This is a genomic window from Calothrix sp. NIES-2098 (assembly GCF_963875125.1).
Lineage (GTDB): Bacteria > Cyanobacteriota > Cyanobacteriia > Cyanobacteriales > Nostocaceae > Aulosira.
Window position 1 is genome coordinate 7,978,660 of record NZ_CAWNKJ010000001.1, and the last position, 15,596, is coordinate 7,994,255.

Below are 15,596 nucleotides of genomic sequence, written 5' to 3' on the forward strand. Positions count from 1 at the left end.
ATTCCTAAAACAAGCACACTCCATGCGTATTTCTTTAAACTGGCTGCGGGAACTAGTAGAAATCAAACTTAGCCCAGAAGAATTAGCTGAAACCCTGACAATGGCTGGGTTTGAAGTAGAAGATATTGAAGACCGCCGCACTTGGGCCAATGGCGTGGTTGTGGGGAGAGTGCTTGAGCGTCAACCCCACCCCAACGCTGATAAATTAAGTGTTTGTCAAGTGGATATTGGTGCGGCTGAGACTTTAAATATTGTCTGTGGTGCTGCTAACGTTCGGGCAGATATTTATGTGCCAGTTGCTACTACAGGTACTTATTTACCCAATATCGATTTAAAAATTAAGCCAGCAAAACTGCGGGGTGTACCTTCTCAGGGAATGATCTGTTCTTTAAAAGAACTGGGCTTAACTACAGATGTCGATGGAATTCATATTTTTCCACAGGAAAATCTCGCCTTGGGTAGCGATGTCCGTCCTTTGTTGGGTCTGGATGATGTAATTTTAGACGTAACTGCGACTGCCAATCGCGCTGATGCCCTAAGTATGGTAGGTATAGCCAGGGAAGTAGCAGCTTTAACTGGTGGTAAACTCAGCATTCCCGAACCCGGTGAAGTGTCAGTTAGCCAAGGTAGAGGAAATTTAGCGTTAAGTATTTCCGAAACCCAAGCTTGTCCTGCATATATCGGTACTGTTATCGAACAGGTAAAAATTGCTGCTTCTCCTGGTTGGTTGCAGCAACGCTTACAAGCCGCTGGAGTGCGTCCCATCAATAATGTTGTGGATATTACTAACTATGTATTGTTGGAATGGGGACAACCTTTACACGCATTTGACCGCGATCGCCTAAAATCGGTAGCAGGAAATGGCAATTTAACTATCGGCGTGCGCTTCGCCAATGCTGGGGAAACGCTGAAAACCTTAGATGGACAAACTCGCAACCTCTCAACCCAAAATTTATTGATTACTGCTAATGATAAACCAGTGGCGATCGCGGGAGTCATGGGTGGTGAAGAAACAGAAGTTCATGAAGGTACTCAAAGCTTAGTTTTAGAAGCAGCCTTATTTGATTCTGTTGCTATTCGCCGTTCTTCTCGGAGTGTCGGTTTAAGAAGTGAATCCTCTGGCAGATACGAACGGGGCGTCAACCGCGCTGAATTGGAAGTAGCTTGTCGTCGCGCTTTGTCACTGCTAACTGAACTGGCTGGTGGCGTAATTATCCAGCAAGAAATCGCTGATACTCGCCCCGATCCTTCCACCTGGACGCGTTCAATTGCACTGCGGTTAGATAGAGTCAATCAAGTCCTAGGGCCAATTGATTTAGGTGAAGAAACAGGCGAACTCGAAGAACAGGACGTTGAACGCATTCTCACTGCATTGGGCTGTCAACTTACTTCTTCGGGCGAACGTTTCTGGACAGTTTCCGTACCACCTTATCGTTACCGCGACTTAGAACGGGAAATTGACCTGATTGAAGAAATTGCCCGTCTCTACGGCTATGACAAATTTTGTGATACTCTGCCACAAAAAGCCGAAGCAGGCTATTTGCCTTTAGATCAGGAACTGATCCGCAAATTACGCGCTTACTTCCGAGCCGAAGGACTGACAGAATTAATTCAGTACTCTTTGGTAAAACCAGGCGAAGACAAACAAATAGTCCTGTCAAATCCCTTGTTTGTAGAGTATTCCGCGCTGCGAACCGATTTATTAGCTGGGTTGATTGATGCTTTTCAATACAACTTAGAACAAGGAAACGGTGCGCTAAACGGCTTTGAAATTGGGCGGATTTTCTCGCGAGAGGAAGACGGCTTGCAAGAAACCGAAGCGATCGCAGGAATTATGGGCGGCGATCGCACTGTTAGTAAATGGTCAAGAAGCGGTCGCGAACAACCTCTGACCTGGTATGAAGCCAAAGGTATTCTAGACAGCGTATTTCATCAACTAGATTTACCAGTAGAATATCAACCCGATTGTCGCGACGAACGTTTGCATCCCGGACGCACCGCTTCTTTGTGGATTCGGGGTAACAGACTTGGCATTTTTGGACAAATTCATCCCCAATTGCGGCGAGAAAAAGGGCTACCGGATTCTGTGTACGCATTCCAGTTAGATGCAGATGTCCTCTTAGATGCGCTGGATCAAGATGATACCTTGATACCAGTATTTCATCCTTATTCCACCTATCCAGCAAGCGATCGCGATATCGCCTTCTTTGCACCTGTGAAGGTGACAGTTGCAGAAATTGAAAAAGCAATTAACAAAGCTGGTAAAGATTTACTAGAATCAGTGGAATTGTTTGATGAATATCGCGGTGAAAACGTGCCCGCCGGACAACGCAGTTTGGCATTTCGCTTAATTTATCGTGCCAGCGATCGCACTCTCACCGATGCCGAAGTTGAACCAGTACACAACAAAGTTCGCGAAGCTTTGGTAGAAAAATTCGGTGTTAGTTTGAGAAGTTAACAATATAATTCGTAATTCGTAATTCGTAATTAAAAATTTATGAATTACGAATGAATTAATACTAATACCATTTTGAAAAAAGAATGCGACAAAGTAGGGGCACGGCGTCAGTAAGATAATTTGATATACCGAAAGATTGTGGGTGCCGTGCCCATACAAAGAATTTATCTGTCGCGAACATTATTTAATTGGTATAATTTGTCAACAGAATGCGACATATGTATCTGTAGGGGTGGGTAAACCTCGCCCTCTGGCACACCATAAATTATTTAATTAAATATTTTCATAAGTCAGTTCTGGATTTGCCCAGTTGGTTTGTTCCAGAAATTCACTAAATGTAGTTAATAACTCCGGAAATTCTGCTCGCAAATTCTCAACATCAGCCTGATAACCTTTGTGGCGATACCATTGAATCAAATCGAATAATTCCTTTTGCCAAAGCAGTAAAAAAATCCAAGCTGGTGTTTCTTTGTGGGTAACTTTTACTCCCTGCGCTTGCGAAAATGCCTCTGCCATTTGCTTAGGAGTCAATACATCGCCAGCCAACTCAATTTCGCGTCCAATGTACTGAGATGGATGTTGAATCACATAAGCAGCTACACGTCCCATATCTTTAGTTGTAATCAAATGTAAGGGCTTGTTTGGTTGAATAGAAAATGGGAAAACACCTTTGAGGATAGAAGGTCGTGTATACTTTTTCCAAAACTCCTCCATGAACAAGCAAGCACGCAACATGGTTGTTGGTAAGCCAGCAGCTTTGAAAATTTGCTCAACTTCATATTTTTGCTCGATATGAGGAATGCCAGAATTTCTATCAGCTCCACCTGCGGAATTGTAAACTAAGTGCTGAATATTAGCTTGTTTTGCAGCTTGTGCAACTTGCTTTGCTCTCTCGACTTCTAAGCGATCGGCCTTACTTAAATCTCCAGAGGTGGCGTGACAGTAAACAGATCTAACTCCTGTAAAAGCTGTACTCAGGGAGTCTGCATTATCTAAATCAGCTTCAACTAACTCGACTCCAGCATCATTCAACTTTGATAGAGAAGGCCGATTCAAGTCTATTTTCCTGGTGATGGCACGCAGATTAGTAACGCCCTGTTCGAGAAATCCTTTAACAACATTCCCACCAGTTCCACCAGTAACGCCGATGAGCAAGACTTTATCGATGTTGGACTCTATGCGATCGCTCTGAGGTGACATAGTTTTACCTGGAGTTCTGCGTTTAAATTAAGTTTATCTAAAGCTAGGAGAAGCTAATCATGATTGAGCAGCAATCTAATCTAGACAGTCAAGCTGTATTTCAGCAGTTGTGGGGATGGACAAATGAACTTCGCGACAAGCTCGAAGCTCGTTTTTCTATTCATCCAGATCCATCTAGCAAGGATTTACAAAGCTACTCAGCTTTAACAGGCCAAGCTCATGGCTCGCTTAATACTTTCTCTGGCCCGGAAATTGACTGGTTAGTGCATTCATGGCTACGCGATCCGCAATCAGGCTTTAGCAATATGCATTTAACTGTTTGGCTCGGTTCTCATATCCGTGTGCCTCATTTGGCTATTGCATTTGGTACAATGCCGCAACTATTCTGGTTCATTGATTATGTCCCCCGCACCGATTTATTTACCGATCTAGAATCATTGGATCGTTACTACGAACCAATGAATCAGACATATCTAAACTTTCTCAATGATTCCCGTTTCCAACAGTTCATCAGTAAAACGCTTTATATGCGTCAGGCACAATCTCATACCAGTTTGTGTTACAACAGCCCAGTTACAGAAGAAACACTTGCTACTGTTCACACGGTGGCTCATGAGTTCATAGACCGCTGGTTAACTTGGATAGATCGAGCCGAACCTGTACCAGCAGATGAACGTGCTGCTTTAACTGAACGCGACTTAAATGTACGTCGTCAAGTTGCCGAACGCGATCCTGCTAATAAATTTGCTGAACGGCTATTCGGGGAAGAATTCACCAATAAACTAGTGCGATCGCTGTGGGGAGGCGATCGTATTCTTAAGAGTGGCAGTTAAAATTTTCACCCAGCATCTATGACAGCCCACACCGATAATTTAGATTCCTATCGAGCCTTGGCACTCCAAGTTACCTGTCATGCAGTCAATCAAGCACGCGATCGCGCTGAAGCTCGTTCTTTAATCCAAAATACTATCAACCGCTTGGCACAGCAAATCGCTGCCAGTATTGCTTTTATCGGCTTTGACTGTCGTTTAATTGTGCTACCAGAATATTTCCTCACAGGTTTTCCTCTGGGTGAATCTCTAGCGGTGTGGGCAGAAAAAGCCTGTTTGGAAATCAATGGTGCTGAGTATGAAGCTCTTGGTCAAATCGCGCAAAAACATCGTATCTTTTTAGCTGGGAACGCCTACGAAGTTGACCCTAACTTTCCTGGCTTGTACTTCCAAACCTGCTTTGCGATTGACCCATCGGGAAATGTTGTTTTGCGGTATCGACGGCTAAATTCTATGTTTGCCCCCACACCCCATGATGTTTGGGATAAATATCTTGACTGTTATGGATTAGAGGGAGTTTTTCCGGTTGCGAAAACTGCGATCGGGAATTTAGCAGCTTTAGCATCAGAAGAAATTTTGTATCCAGAAGTCGCACGCTGTTTAGCAATGCGCGGTGCAGAAATTTTTCTCCACTCCACATCAGAAGTGTATAGCAAAGCTTTAACACCCAAAGACGCAGCCAAAATTACCCGTGCCGTGGAGAACACAGCATATGTTGTGTCTGCAAATACAGCTGGTATCGCTAATATCCCTATACCGATCGCTTCTGCTGATGGCGGTTCTAAAATTATTGACCATCGCGGCATCATCCTAGCAGAGACAACTACAGGCGAAAGCATGGCAGCTTTTGCAGAGATTGATTTAGCCGCACTCAGACGCGATCGCCGCCGACCTGGGTTAAATAATTTACTTTCCCGGCAGCGATTTGAGCTATATGCCCAAAGTTACCTCCAGTCAAAATTTTATCCACCAAACACTATGCTGGAAACAGAAGTAGACCGCAAACACTTCTTGCAAACACAGCAAGCAACCATTGAACGCCTAGCTAATTTAGGGGTGATTTGAGAGAGAGATGGGGGAGTGTGGGAAGTGTGGGGAGTGTGGGGGGACAAATGACCAATGACAAATGACCAATGACAAATGACCAATGACAAAATCAATAGATGTTCGTAATCCTCGGACGGGAAAATTTGACTATGTGATTATACCGCCGCCGCCAAAGCTACTGGCGCAGCTATGTAATCGGTTGCGGAGGGCACAAGTGCGTTGGCAGCAGTTGAGTGTAGAAGCCAGAATTGCAGCATTACAGGAATGGAAGCAGGCAATATTAGCAGGACGCGATCGCTTAACTGAGGCTTTGGTTAATGATACGGGAAGACTATCCATCTCGGAAATGGAAATTGACTCCTTTATCTCTGGTATTGACCGCTGGTGTAAGTTAGCACCAGAATTGCTGCAAGAATCAGCAAAAAATACAGCAATTCCCTTTATCGCCCTGCAACAAACCGCCGTTCCTTACTCCTTAGTTGGGGTAATTAGTCCGTGGAATTTTCCCTTATTGCTGTCTACGATTGATGCAATTCCCGCATTGCTTGCTGGTTGTGCAGTTATTGTGAAACCTAGTGAAATTGCTCCCCGCTTTGTCGCACCACTAATGACAGCACTTAATGCTGTACCTAAATTACGCGATGTATTTACTTTTATTGAAGGAGCAGGCGAAACCGGAGCTGCTCTGATTGAATATGTAGATTTAGTCTGCTTTACAGGTAGCGTAGCCACAGGGCGAAAAGTTGGTGAACTAGCAGCGAAAAAGTTTATTCCCGTATTTTTAGAATTAGGAGGCAAAGATCCGGCGATCGTTTTAGAATCAGCTAATTTAGACTTAGCAACCTCAGCAATTTTATGGGGTGCAGTTGTCAACAGCGGGCAATCATGTCTTTCAATTGAGCGAATTTACGTTGCGGAATCTATATTTGAGAAATTTGTTGCCCAGCTAGTAACTAAAGCCCAAAAACTCAAATTAGCTCACCCCACATTAGAAACTGGAGAACTCGGCCCCATTATTGCCGAAAAACAAGCAGCAATTATTAGCGACCATCTTCTAGATGCCTTAGATAAGGGAGCAGTAATGCACTGTGGCGGCAAAGTTGAAGAATTAGGAGGCGGTTGGTGGTGTCGTCCTACAGTTTTGACTCAGGTCAACCATTCTATGAAAGTGATGACCGAAGAAACCTTTGGCCCGATTATGCCAATCATGTCATTTTCTAAAGTTGAGGAAGCAATTCAACTAGCCAATGACTCGATTTATGGACTGAGTGCGGCTGTGTTTGCAGGCTCAGAAGAATTAGCATTAGAAGTCGGCCAGCAAATCGAAGCAGGAGCAATCAGTATTAATGATGCTGCTCTGACCGCTGTCATGCACGAAGGAGAAAAAAATTCCTTCAAATTCTCTGGTTTGGGTGGGTCGCGCATGGGTGCAGCAGCATTGAAAAGATTCATGAGAAAAAAAGCTTTTTTGATCAAAACTAATTCTGCAAATGACCCTTGGTGGTTTGATAATTAAGTAAGAAAAAATTTTAACCTGACAATTGATTGATAGCAACCAATTTCAAGGAGTTTTCTATGTCTACGATTAGAGAAGGAATGCCCGTGCTTGTTCGCCATGAAGGAGATTGGGTAGGTACGTATACAGTAGTCGATACAGCCGGAAACATCCTTGATAGATATGAATCTCACCTAAGCTGCCAATTTCCCGAAAATAGTCCCTATCCTTACTACCAAATTAATCGCTACAAATGGTCGGATGGTAAAAAAGAAGAATATGAATTTCCTGGTATTTATCGAGATAAAACTCTATTTTTTGATACCGAGCGTATTCTAGGAAAAGCCTGGGAAGTAGACGATTCTACAGTCATATTATCGTTTTCTTATAAGACAGCACCAGAAATGTCTTTGTATGAAATGATTCAAATTAGCCCTGACAATAACTATCGTGCGCGTACTTGGCATTGGTTTAAAAATCATCAAATTTACCAGCGTACCCTCATCCAAGAAGAACGGTTAAGGTAGTCATTTGTCAATTTGTCTCTTGTCTCCCTTGTCTTCCCACACTCCCTCATCCCCAAAGTCCACTAGTGGGGAACTTTTTTATGGCCAGTGGTTCAGATATTGGCCAAGCACAACTATGATTTAGCAAGAGAATTTTTTTAATACCATGAGTATACTATCCAATAAAAAATTAGGCTTTGCAGGTTTTGCTACTTTATTAACGATCGCTTTAGGTAGTAACCACATATATACTCAGTCAAAAACTAGACAGTTAAGTCAACAACATCAGACTGTACAGAATGTCTCTTTTACTGAGCAGGAAAAGCCATTAAATCAAGCAGCTATTTCCCTTCCCTTTATTCAGTCTGCTCAGATAGTCGCTACAAGTTTGGTCAATCTTTTTACTCAGCAGCAAGAATTTGAGAATACTGTCAGCCAGGAAAATATTCATGCATCCAAGAAAAATTTAATATCAGCTTCCACAACCTATGCAGTTATTGATGAGTTAAAAAAATATAAGTTTAGTGTTAATGGTAATCAAGTTTTTGCGGCTGGAAAATTACCAACGGCGAAGTTAAATTTTAAACAAGCAGATTTACTGAGCGTTCTCACAAATACCAGAAAGTATTACCAAAATTACTCTACTGAAGACCCTGATATTTTACGTAAAGGGCTGCTTGATACTCAGGGAGTGAATGTAGAAGATGTTCTCAAAACCTTAGATTTCATGATTGCGGTTCTTCGCGAAGACATTGCCAATAATAGAACTACTCGGTTACAAAATCCTAATTTTATTAATAACAATTTTCGCGTAATAAAATGGACTGCTCATAATCCAAAGAGCAGAAATCAAAAACAGCTAAGGCTCACCAAATATGCTGTATTTATTCATCCTGGTTCCCGAAAAAAGACCTCTACTTATAACATTCCACTTTATAGTTTAAAAGATAATATTACTACTGATAAATTCTACACGAGATATACAAAGCAAGATGTACTATCTGGTATTTATGAGCCTGGTGGTAAAGAATTTGGTAAAGTAGAACCCCTCGCATATTTAACTCGCAATGGATTTGAAGAAGCATTGATGGAGGGCACAATATTAATTAAATTCACAGATGGAACGCAGGGATATTTTAATGTAGATAGAAGTAATGAAATGCCTTATGTCAGAGGCTTAAAAGCAACAGCCCAAAAGCGTTACTGGTATTTTAGAAAAGTTGATGATATTAAAGGTTATGGCTACAAGATAGATGCCAAAATATCCATTAAACCAGGAGTGACTTTCGCGGGTGATGTCCTCAATATTGGTTTGGGTAAGGTAATTGTGCTTGAGCATAATAGCGGTGGGCGAAAACAGCTACAAATGGGTGTGATTGCCGATACTGGCGGAGCTTTTTTACCTAATCTGCATCAACTCGATTTTTTAGCAGGTATTTTTCAGAATCAACAAGATTTTGGACGGTATGCCAGCACATTACCTGAATATGCTACAGCGTACATTTTAGTAAAAAAATAAAATCTCTGGGTTGCGAAAGTAATTTCTTTAGTTCTGATACTTGAGAGAAAAGATATGAGGCTTTAAAAACTTGCAGCTTGACTGCTGATACTAAGTTGCAGTCTGTTGTTTTAAACCAGAATTAATGAGATTGCTTCCCTACGATCGCAATGACAGATACTATCTTTGATTCCAAGTTGGTATGACTATTGACCACGCACTAAACGAGCGATATAGTTCATTTTACTGGAATTTTTATACTAACAATTAGGCAATTTTCCAATCGTGAACTTATCTGCCCGTCCTCAATTATTGCGTTTGAGCATCATGGTTATTGGTAGTGTGTTGGGTGGCTGTATTGTTAGCGCAGTTTCCCAAGTAACTGCTTTACCTGTGCCAAAATTTGGGGTGACTCAACAAGTAACGCCAGTATTGGAATGTGCAGTCACCAAGTGGTCTAATATTGAACTTTTACAAATAAACACTCCAGGTCAGAACAATCAACAAAAAACTTCTTTTGCGCTGGATTTTATCCAGTCAGAAAAGTTCAGCCGTTGGGAACACGAGTCTACCTCCCGCATACTTCAGCTTGAGGCAGGTTCAGGTACAGTGCTAAATAATTCTGTCATACAGCTATCTGAATCGTTCACAGCTGAAGCTAACGAGTATGCTCCCTTAACAGGCAAAGTTAGTTTCAAGGCGACAAAGCAGAAAACGCCACGCCCTGGACTTAACCACGGTGTGAATGGAGGAGATTATCTCGTGCAAATTAGCGGTCAAGGTACGATTCTCGCGAAAGTTAAGGATAACTTGGGGCGTGTCTTCGCGCAGGCGGGTCATCCATCTGCAAAAAATCCCTTGAGCTTTTATTGCGATCGCGTTGCTTCTGATAGTCAAAATTAGGTTAGCGAAAATCTCAAATTTTACTTCATTGATTGATATGCCTGAACCTGGGCACGTAACTGAGCAATTTCCTGGGCCATATCTAGCACCATTGCTGCACCCACTAAATTTAATCCTAAATCCCGACGCAAGCGTAGAATTTGGACAATCCGAGTAATATCGCGCTGGTGCAGCATTACCCCTATCGGTTCAATCAATCCCAACTCAGCAAAGCGTTCTACCAATACAGTGGATGTCTCTGTCACCCTAGCTGCATATTCATAGGAATAAAGCGGTTCTCCATCTTGGGAAACTACTGTTGAAGAAAGGCTGAACTCGGTCATAATTTTACCTCCTGCAACTGAGCGCGGGGATTAAAGTTGCTGTGTGCCTGAATTGTTTCGTAAGCTTCTCGTTCAATAGAACTGATATCTTTTGGCGGCACAATCTGGAGTTTAATTATTAGGTCACTTTGTTTACCTTTAGGTAACTTCCAGCCTTTACCTTTTATTCTGAGGGATTGACCAGAACGCACTCCAGGCGGCACCTTCACATTAATACTACCATCGGGAGTTGGTACATCGATTTCTGCACCTAAAACTGCTTCATCTGGGCGAATGGGAACTTCACAGGTAATGTTATCGCCCTCAAATTTAAAAAAAGCATGAGGCAAAACCTCAATTGTCAGATACAAGTCTCCCCGTTCTTGGGAAAAAGGACTAGAATGACCTTTCCCTTGAATCCTTACTCGGCTTCCTGGTGTAGCTCCTGGTGGAATCCGCACGTTAATTGTTTCATTATTTACTTGCAGACGCTTTTGCGTACCATGAAACGCCTCTGCAAAGGTAAGAGCGATCGCAGCTTCCGCATCTGTAGGAGGTTGACTAGTAAATCCACTAGGTTGCCCTGTAGCAGTACGATAGCTATAGGTTTTACGTCCGTTGCTACCTGGAGTACTATAGCGCCCTAGCAGATCGTTGATGAATGAGTCAAAATCGCTGTATTGGTCAAAATCAAAACCTTGAACGCCTACACCTGCACTTTTTGGTGGAGGTGTTCCAGCCTGAGACTGATTTACCTGATTCCAGTACTGCCCAAATTGGTCGTACTTCTGCCGCTTCTCTGGGTCAGATAGCACTTCATTCGCTTCATTAATTTCTTTAAAACGTTCCTCGGCTTTTCGATCTCCCGGATTCAAGTCAGGATGATATTTACGGGCAAGTTTGCGGTATGCTCGTTTAATTTCGTCTGGTGTAGCTTTTTTATCTACTCCCAGAATGGTGTAGTAATCTTTAAAGTCTGTCACCTTTGCCATATTACAATCTGGCGATCGCCTTCACCTATTCCCAACTGTTCACTACATCGGTCGCTCAGTCCCACCCATATCGGGATTTGGCGAGTCTTGCTCGGAGGTAATTGGAGGTGGGGTATAGTCTTTTTGTAGTTGGTTGGCGTCTACGGGATAATCTCCTGTAGTTGTAAATAATTTAGCGTCTGTAGGGTCGTTAGTTTCTGTCTCGCCTGCAATATTGGTGGCGCTAGGATGCTCGACAACTGGCTCGCCAATCATTTCACCCGCTTGTCTTTGAGCATCAAGCATGGCATTACCACCACTGGCGCTTTTTTGTTCGTAGTTAGTTTGTTGAGCTTCGGCGGCTGCTTGGTTAGGAACTGCTGCTTGCGCCGCCCTGGTTTTATCGTCCATCAGTCATTCTCCATCAGCTCTGAAGATGCCTAAGCTTAAGGTAAATTTGCAGACACCTCATCTGTCATTAGTGATGCTTTGACTCATCAACTCAAACAGCAAAAGGAAAGGTTTCTGGAGGATCGCCTATATTCTCTTGGATATTACGATCTAAAGGTTGTACTCCCTTAGTGTCGTCTATGTGGATGATGGCATCAAATTGTTCGGGGAGACAGGCATAAAAGTAGTGACTGATGCGTTCGGTTTCTGGTTGGTAAATCACGCCGATCGCTCTTTCTAATCGCCGTTTTTCCAATCCTGAAATTGTTGAATTATCTCGTAGTTGTAACCAAAACTGAGGCATTCCTGTCTCATGGAAAAGAGCTTCGTAGCTATTTGTTAAAGCGGGGCGAACTAGCTTCAATTCTGCTGTCCCTCCCCAACTAGAAGCAGCGATAACTGTACCTGTATATGTGCTAAAGCCGATCAGTACTGAGTCACGACCATACTTTTCGCGCACCAATTGACCGAGATTGATCTCGCCACCTCTACCCATAGCCGTTGCTCTAGCATCGCCTAAGTGGGAGTTGTGTTCCCAAACTACAACTTTGGCTGGTTGTCCTTGTTTATCTAGATGAGTTGTCAGCCGATCTAGAGTTTCTGCCATGTGGCGATCGCGAATATTCCAAGACGACACCCGTTCCTGAAACATAGAGCGATAGTAAGCCTCAGCATTCTTCACCAATCGGGCGTTTTGCTCGATGTAGAACAACTCGTCTGCTGCGATAGGATTATGATTTTGAGATTCAGCAGCAAGGCGTTGTAATTCCCGCAGTTGATTGACTACCTCTTGTTCACAGGTTTCGCTCAACCCAAAACTAGCAGCATAACCATAATGCTGGCTATCTTCACCAAAATGCTCAAAGCATGAGTAACGATAACGAGCGTGTTGGGCGGCGTCTACATCAACTCGATCGAGATAGTTAAGAACTTCTGCCATTGAGGCATACATACTATAAAGGTCTAGCCCATAGAAGCCTACTTTAATAGCGTTTTCTGGTAGAGCATCATTATATTCTCTTAACCAGCTAATAAATTTTAATACATCGGTATTGCGCCACATCCAGGCGGGAAAGCGTTGAAAGCCAGAAAGTGCCTCCGCAGGGGTAGGATCTTCGCTAACTCCACGCACATAACGATTAACACGGTAAGCATCAGGCCAGTCTGCCTCTACAGCAACGGCTGTAAAGCCTTTCTCTTGAATCAGCCGTTTGGTAATCTCAATCCTTTGTTCGTAGAACTCATGAGTACCGTGGGAAGCTTCGCCAATCAGGACAAAGCGGGCATTCCCGATTAAATTCATCAATGGGTCGTAGTCTGCGGTTGCTCCTGTCAGCTGATATGCAGATCTACGCACCGCATCAACCAAGTTGCTTATCGTTGCTTCTTGCATATTTCTAGCTCTTTGTTCAAAATTTTAAGAGCGCCAGATCTTGAGACAAAAATAATACGTAATCTAAAAATCAGTATAAAAACTTATCGCATAGCTTCCATCTTGCTAATTGTGCATCAAGCTGTGTGTCTTGCTCTACCTAGAGAATGATTTGTCAGGAATAGCAAAATTAGCTAAATAGAAATGAAGTCATTCAGCCGAGAAATTTGTCTTGTTATATTCAAATAAGCTATGGCAACTTGTTGAATGATTCTATATTGATAAAATTCGAGCTAGGGAGATGTAACACCTAATTAGCAAAATCAACCAAAAAGTTTTAGATCGTGCCCTTTCTTTTGCTTTAATTGCTATCAGTTTAACCCTCTTTAATTCGATAAATTTGTTATTGCATTAAATTAATTTACAAATATGCACTCTACTCAACAAGAGATTACACACACCAATAGTTACAATTACCTGCTATTTCTACCTCAAAATTATGAATCGCAGCAAAGTCATCCGATGATTTTGTTTCTACATGGTGCTGGCGAGAGAGGTGATAATTTGAACTGGGTAAAACGACATGGTATAGCAAGGATTGTAGAAGAACAATCGGATTTTCCGTTTATTGTCGTGTCCCCTCAATGTCCACAGCGAGAATATTGGGATGAATTTCGCTTGAATCTCTTACTTGATGAAGTTATCCACAACTATCGAGTGGATTTGCAGCGCATTTACCTAACTGGTTTAAGTATGGGAGGTTACGGTACTTGGCGTTTGGCAATTAGCCAGCCTCAGCGATTTGCGGCGATCGCTCCGGTTTGTGGTGGTGGAGATCCCAAACAAGCTGATAGAATAAAGAACTTGCCTATTTGGGCTTTTCATGGAGCGCGCGATCGCGTGGTTGCAATTAGTGAGTCTGAAGAAATGGTGAGGGCGCTAGAGGCAATTGGTGGCAATATTAAATTCACCGTTTACCCAGAAGCAGAACACGATTCTTGGACGCAGACTTACAGCAATCCCACACTATACGACTGGTTTTTGCAGCACCGAAACACTAATTGAAGTTGATATTTTAACTAAATATACTTAAAGAAAAAGCCAACCTGATGGAATTAGGTTGGGAAAGTTTAATCATATCAATTTTCTCTAATTTCACGAACTTAAAACTTACAAAATAGATTTTTTAATAGTAATTCAACAAAAATTCAAATCATTATCTAAATAAATATACGGTTGTATTAAAGCTATTTTTCACACTAGTATTTAAGCTAAAACTACGATAAAACATTACAGCAATAACTGCCCAAATCAGCGATACAGTCTTATATAGTAAGAAGTCTTTTGCCATTGCTGGTATCAATGGTTCTGGTTTGTTCGATCCAGTAGAGTATGGTATTAAGCCAGTAATGATTTCTACTGCTTGCTGGCGAGGTTATTACTGCACTTATGAGGTCGCTGATACATTTTTGTTTCTTACACAACTAAATATTGGGCTAAGTGAAGCGGATCAGTCAAAAGCAGAACAAGAAGATGGGCTAAAATTGTTTGGCAAAACCCCTACTCGATATACAGAGTATGGACACCTTATTCATTTGATAAGCAATAAAACCGAGACGCAGTGGGAGTCATCGGACTTTAAGATAGATAATTTACGAGAGTTAATCCCATTCACTGGTGGTTTGTTGATTGGAGACGACTTCATCCGTGAGATGTATGTTCACATGGGCTTTCACCCCGCATACAAGTTCAGGAATGTTTATGAATTAATCTTTGATAATGGGCAGCTTATAGAAGAACACGACCGTTCTTCAAAAATGGCACAGTTGAGAGAGATGTTATCACTTGATGCATTACAGCCAGGAGTTAGTGCATCTCGTAAGGAAATTAAGCAATGGATCGAGCAGTCTTTTAGCCTGGAGTACAAAGGATTTTCGACCTAACAGCTAATACAATTAGGTGCTGAAATCAGGCTTTTATGGTGATACTAAGTTGCAGTCTGTTGTAGTTCATCAGAATTAATGAGATTGCTTCCCTACGGCCGCAATGACAAATACTATCTTTGATTGGAACTTGGTGTAAGTCCAGTTAGTGACAAACTAACATCGTTCCCCGTCAGGGTTGTTGCAGAGTACCCAGCGGGTGATATGACAGCGAGATTATGAAATTGCGGCAAGTCTTATCCCTGATGTGCCAACTGCATTTACAAAAGGTGGGGCATGTAACGATTTTTTTGAATCCTTTTTGTAAAGAAAAACTTAACAAAAACCAATTTTTAGGATTTGATAAAGTTTTTTCAAAGTTTTCATTTAGTTGTCGGGAGAGAGAATATCTTGTCACTGACGGGATTTGCGGATTTTTTCTGCCGCTTGTTAGTAGCAATTTACAATAAATTTACATATGTCAATGAGTATAATTGCTCATTTGAATTACTGGGATCAGGTATTAAACTAAGCTTGAATAAAAGGCTCCAGGGTACGGGAAGATAGTTTAGTTTAAATTTTATTAAGTACTTCCCCTGAGATTTTGCATTTACCACCGTAAAATCACTTAGGATTGTAAGT

14 protein-coding genes are annotated in these 15,596 nt (G+C 42.1%); 9 read left to right on the forward strand and 5 right to left on the reverse strand.

What is annotated here, in order from left to right; all coding sequences use genetic code 11:
• Positions 1 to 22 precede the first annotated feature (22 nt).
• Positions 23 to 2,458 (forward strand): phenylalanine--tRNA ligase subunit beta, encoded by a 2,436-nt coding sequence (gene pheT / locus AACU33_RS33550; RefSeq protein ID WP_096594577.1) that lies wholly within the window; start codon positions 23 to 25, stop codon positions 2,456 to 2,458.
• A gap of 273 nt (positions 2,459 to 2,731) precedes the next feature.
• Here the strand turns inward: pheT and AACU33_RS33555 are convergent, their stop codons facing one another.
• Positions 2,732 to 3,658 carry an NmrA/HSCARG family protein gene (locus AACU33_RS33555; RefSeq protein WP_096594578.1) on the reverse strand — a complete coding sequence of 309 codons (927 nt, stop codon included), beginning with the start codon at positions 3,656 to 3,658 and terminating at the stop codon, positions 2,732 to 2,734.
• Between the two features lie 59 nt (positions 3,659 to 3,717).
• Here AACU33_RS33555 and AACU33_RS33560 point away from each other — a divergent pair, with 59 nt between their 5' ends.
• The 6 genes from AACU33_RS33560 (at position 3,718) to AACU33_RS33585 (ending at position 9,937) form a co-directional block, all read left to right on the forward strand.
• Complete coding sequence (locus tag AACU33_RS33560) at positions 3,718 to 4,491, forward strand: red chlorophyll catabolite reductase (protein WP_096594579.1); 774 nt, start codon at positions 3,718 to 3,720, stop codon at positions 4,489 to 4,491.
• An 18-nt stretch (positions 4,492 to 4,509) separates the two neighbouring features.
• Positions 4,510 to 5,553, forward strand: a complete 1,044-nt coding sequence (locus AACU33_RS33565; RefSeq protein WP_096594580.1) for a nitrilase-related carbon-nitrogen hydrolase — start codon at positions 4,510 to 4,512, stop codon at positions 5,551 to 5,553.
• An 82-nt stretch (positions 5,554 to 5,635) separates the two neighbouring features.
• On the forward strand, positions 5,636 to 7,051 hold the full coding sequence (locus tag AACU33_RS33570; protein ID WP_096594581.1) for an aldehyde dehydrogenase family protein: 1,416 nt from the start codon (positions 5,636 to 5,638) through the stop codon (positions 7,049 to 7,051).
• Between the two features lie 59 nt (positions 7,052 to 7,110).
• Positions 7,111 to 7,557 (forward strand): DUF3598 family protein, encoded by a 447-nt coding sequence (locus AACU33_RS33575; protein WP_096594582.1) that lies wholly within the window; start codon positions 7,111 to 7,113, stop codon positions 7,555 to 7,557.
• Positions 7,558 to 7,702: 145 nt separating this feature from the next.
• Positions 7,703 to 9,055 carry a hypothetical protein gene (locus AACU33_RS33580; RefSeq protein WP_096594583.1) on the forward strand — a complete coding sequence of 451 codons (1,353 nt, stop codon included), beginning with the start codon at positions 7,703 to 7,705 and terminating at the stop codon, positions 9,053 to 9,055.
• A 264-nt stretch (positions 9,056 to 9,319) separates the two neighbouring features.
• Positions 9,320 to 9,937: a hypothetical protein gene (locus AACU33_RS33585; RefSeq protein WP_339376434.1), complete on the forward strand. Its 618-nt coding sequence runs from the start codon at positions 9,320 to 9,322 to the stop codon at positions 9,935 to 9,937.
• Between the two features lie 20 nt (positions 9,938 to 9,957).
• On the opposite strand, the gene AACU33_RS33590 is transcribed toward AACU33_RS33585, so the two are convergent.
• The 4 genes from AACU33_RS33590 to AACU33_RS33605 all read right to left on the reverse strand — a co-directional run bounded on the left by AACU33_RS33590 (position 9,958) and on the right by AACU33_RS33605 (position 13,053).
• The gene (locus AACU33_RS33590; RefSeq protein WP_096594585.1) at positions 9,958 to 10,260 is read right to left on the reverse strand and encodes a chaperone modulator CbpM; all 303 of its coding nucleotides are present in this window, start codon (positions 10,258 to 10,260) and stop codon (positions 9,958 to 9,960) included.
• Positions 10,257 to 11,231 (reverse strand): DnaJ C-terminal domain-containing protein, encoded by a 975-nt coding sequence (locus tag AACU33_RS33595; protein ID WP_096594586.1) that lies wholly within the window; start codon positions 11,229 to 11,231, stop codon positions 10,257 to 10,259. Before AACU33_RS33595 ends, AACU33_RS33590 begins: the two co-directional genes overlap by 4 nt.
• A 42-nt stretch (positions 11,232 to 11,273) precedes the next feature.
• A complete protein-coding gene (locus tag AACU33_RS33600; protein WP_096594587.1) occupies positions 11,274 to 11,621 on the reverse strand; it encodes a hypothetical protein in 348 nt (115 codons plus the stop codon).
• A gap of 91 nt (positions 11,622 to 11,712) precedes the next feature.
• Entirely contained in the window at positions 11,713 to 13,053 is a 1,341-nt protein-coding gene (locus AACU33_RS33605; RefSeq protein ID WP_096594588.1) for an erythromycin esterase family protein, read from the reverse strand.
• A gap of 408 nt (positions 13,054 to 13,461) precedes the next feature.
• On the opposite strand from AACU33_RS33605, the gene AACU33_RS33610 reads away from it, so the two are divergent.
• Both AACU33_RS33610 and AACU33_RS33615 read left to right on the forward strand, forming a co-directional pair.
• On the forward strand, positions 13,462 to 14,097 hold the full coding sequence (locus AACU33_RS33610; protein WP_096594589.1) for a carboxylesterase family protein: 636 nt from the start codon (positions 13,462 to 13,464) through the stop codon (positions 14,095 to 14,097).
• 308 nt (positions 14,098 to 14,405) lie between these two features.
• A complete protein-coding gene (locus AACU33_RS33615) occupies positions 14,406 to 14,975 on the forward strand; it encodes a hypothetical protein (RefSeq protein WP_339376435.1) in 570 nt (189 codons plus the stop codon).
• The last annotated feature ends 621 nt before the right edge of the window (positions 14,976 to 15,596 follow it).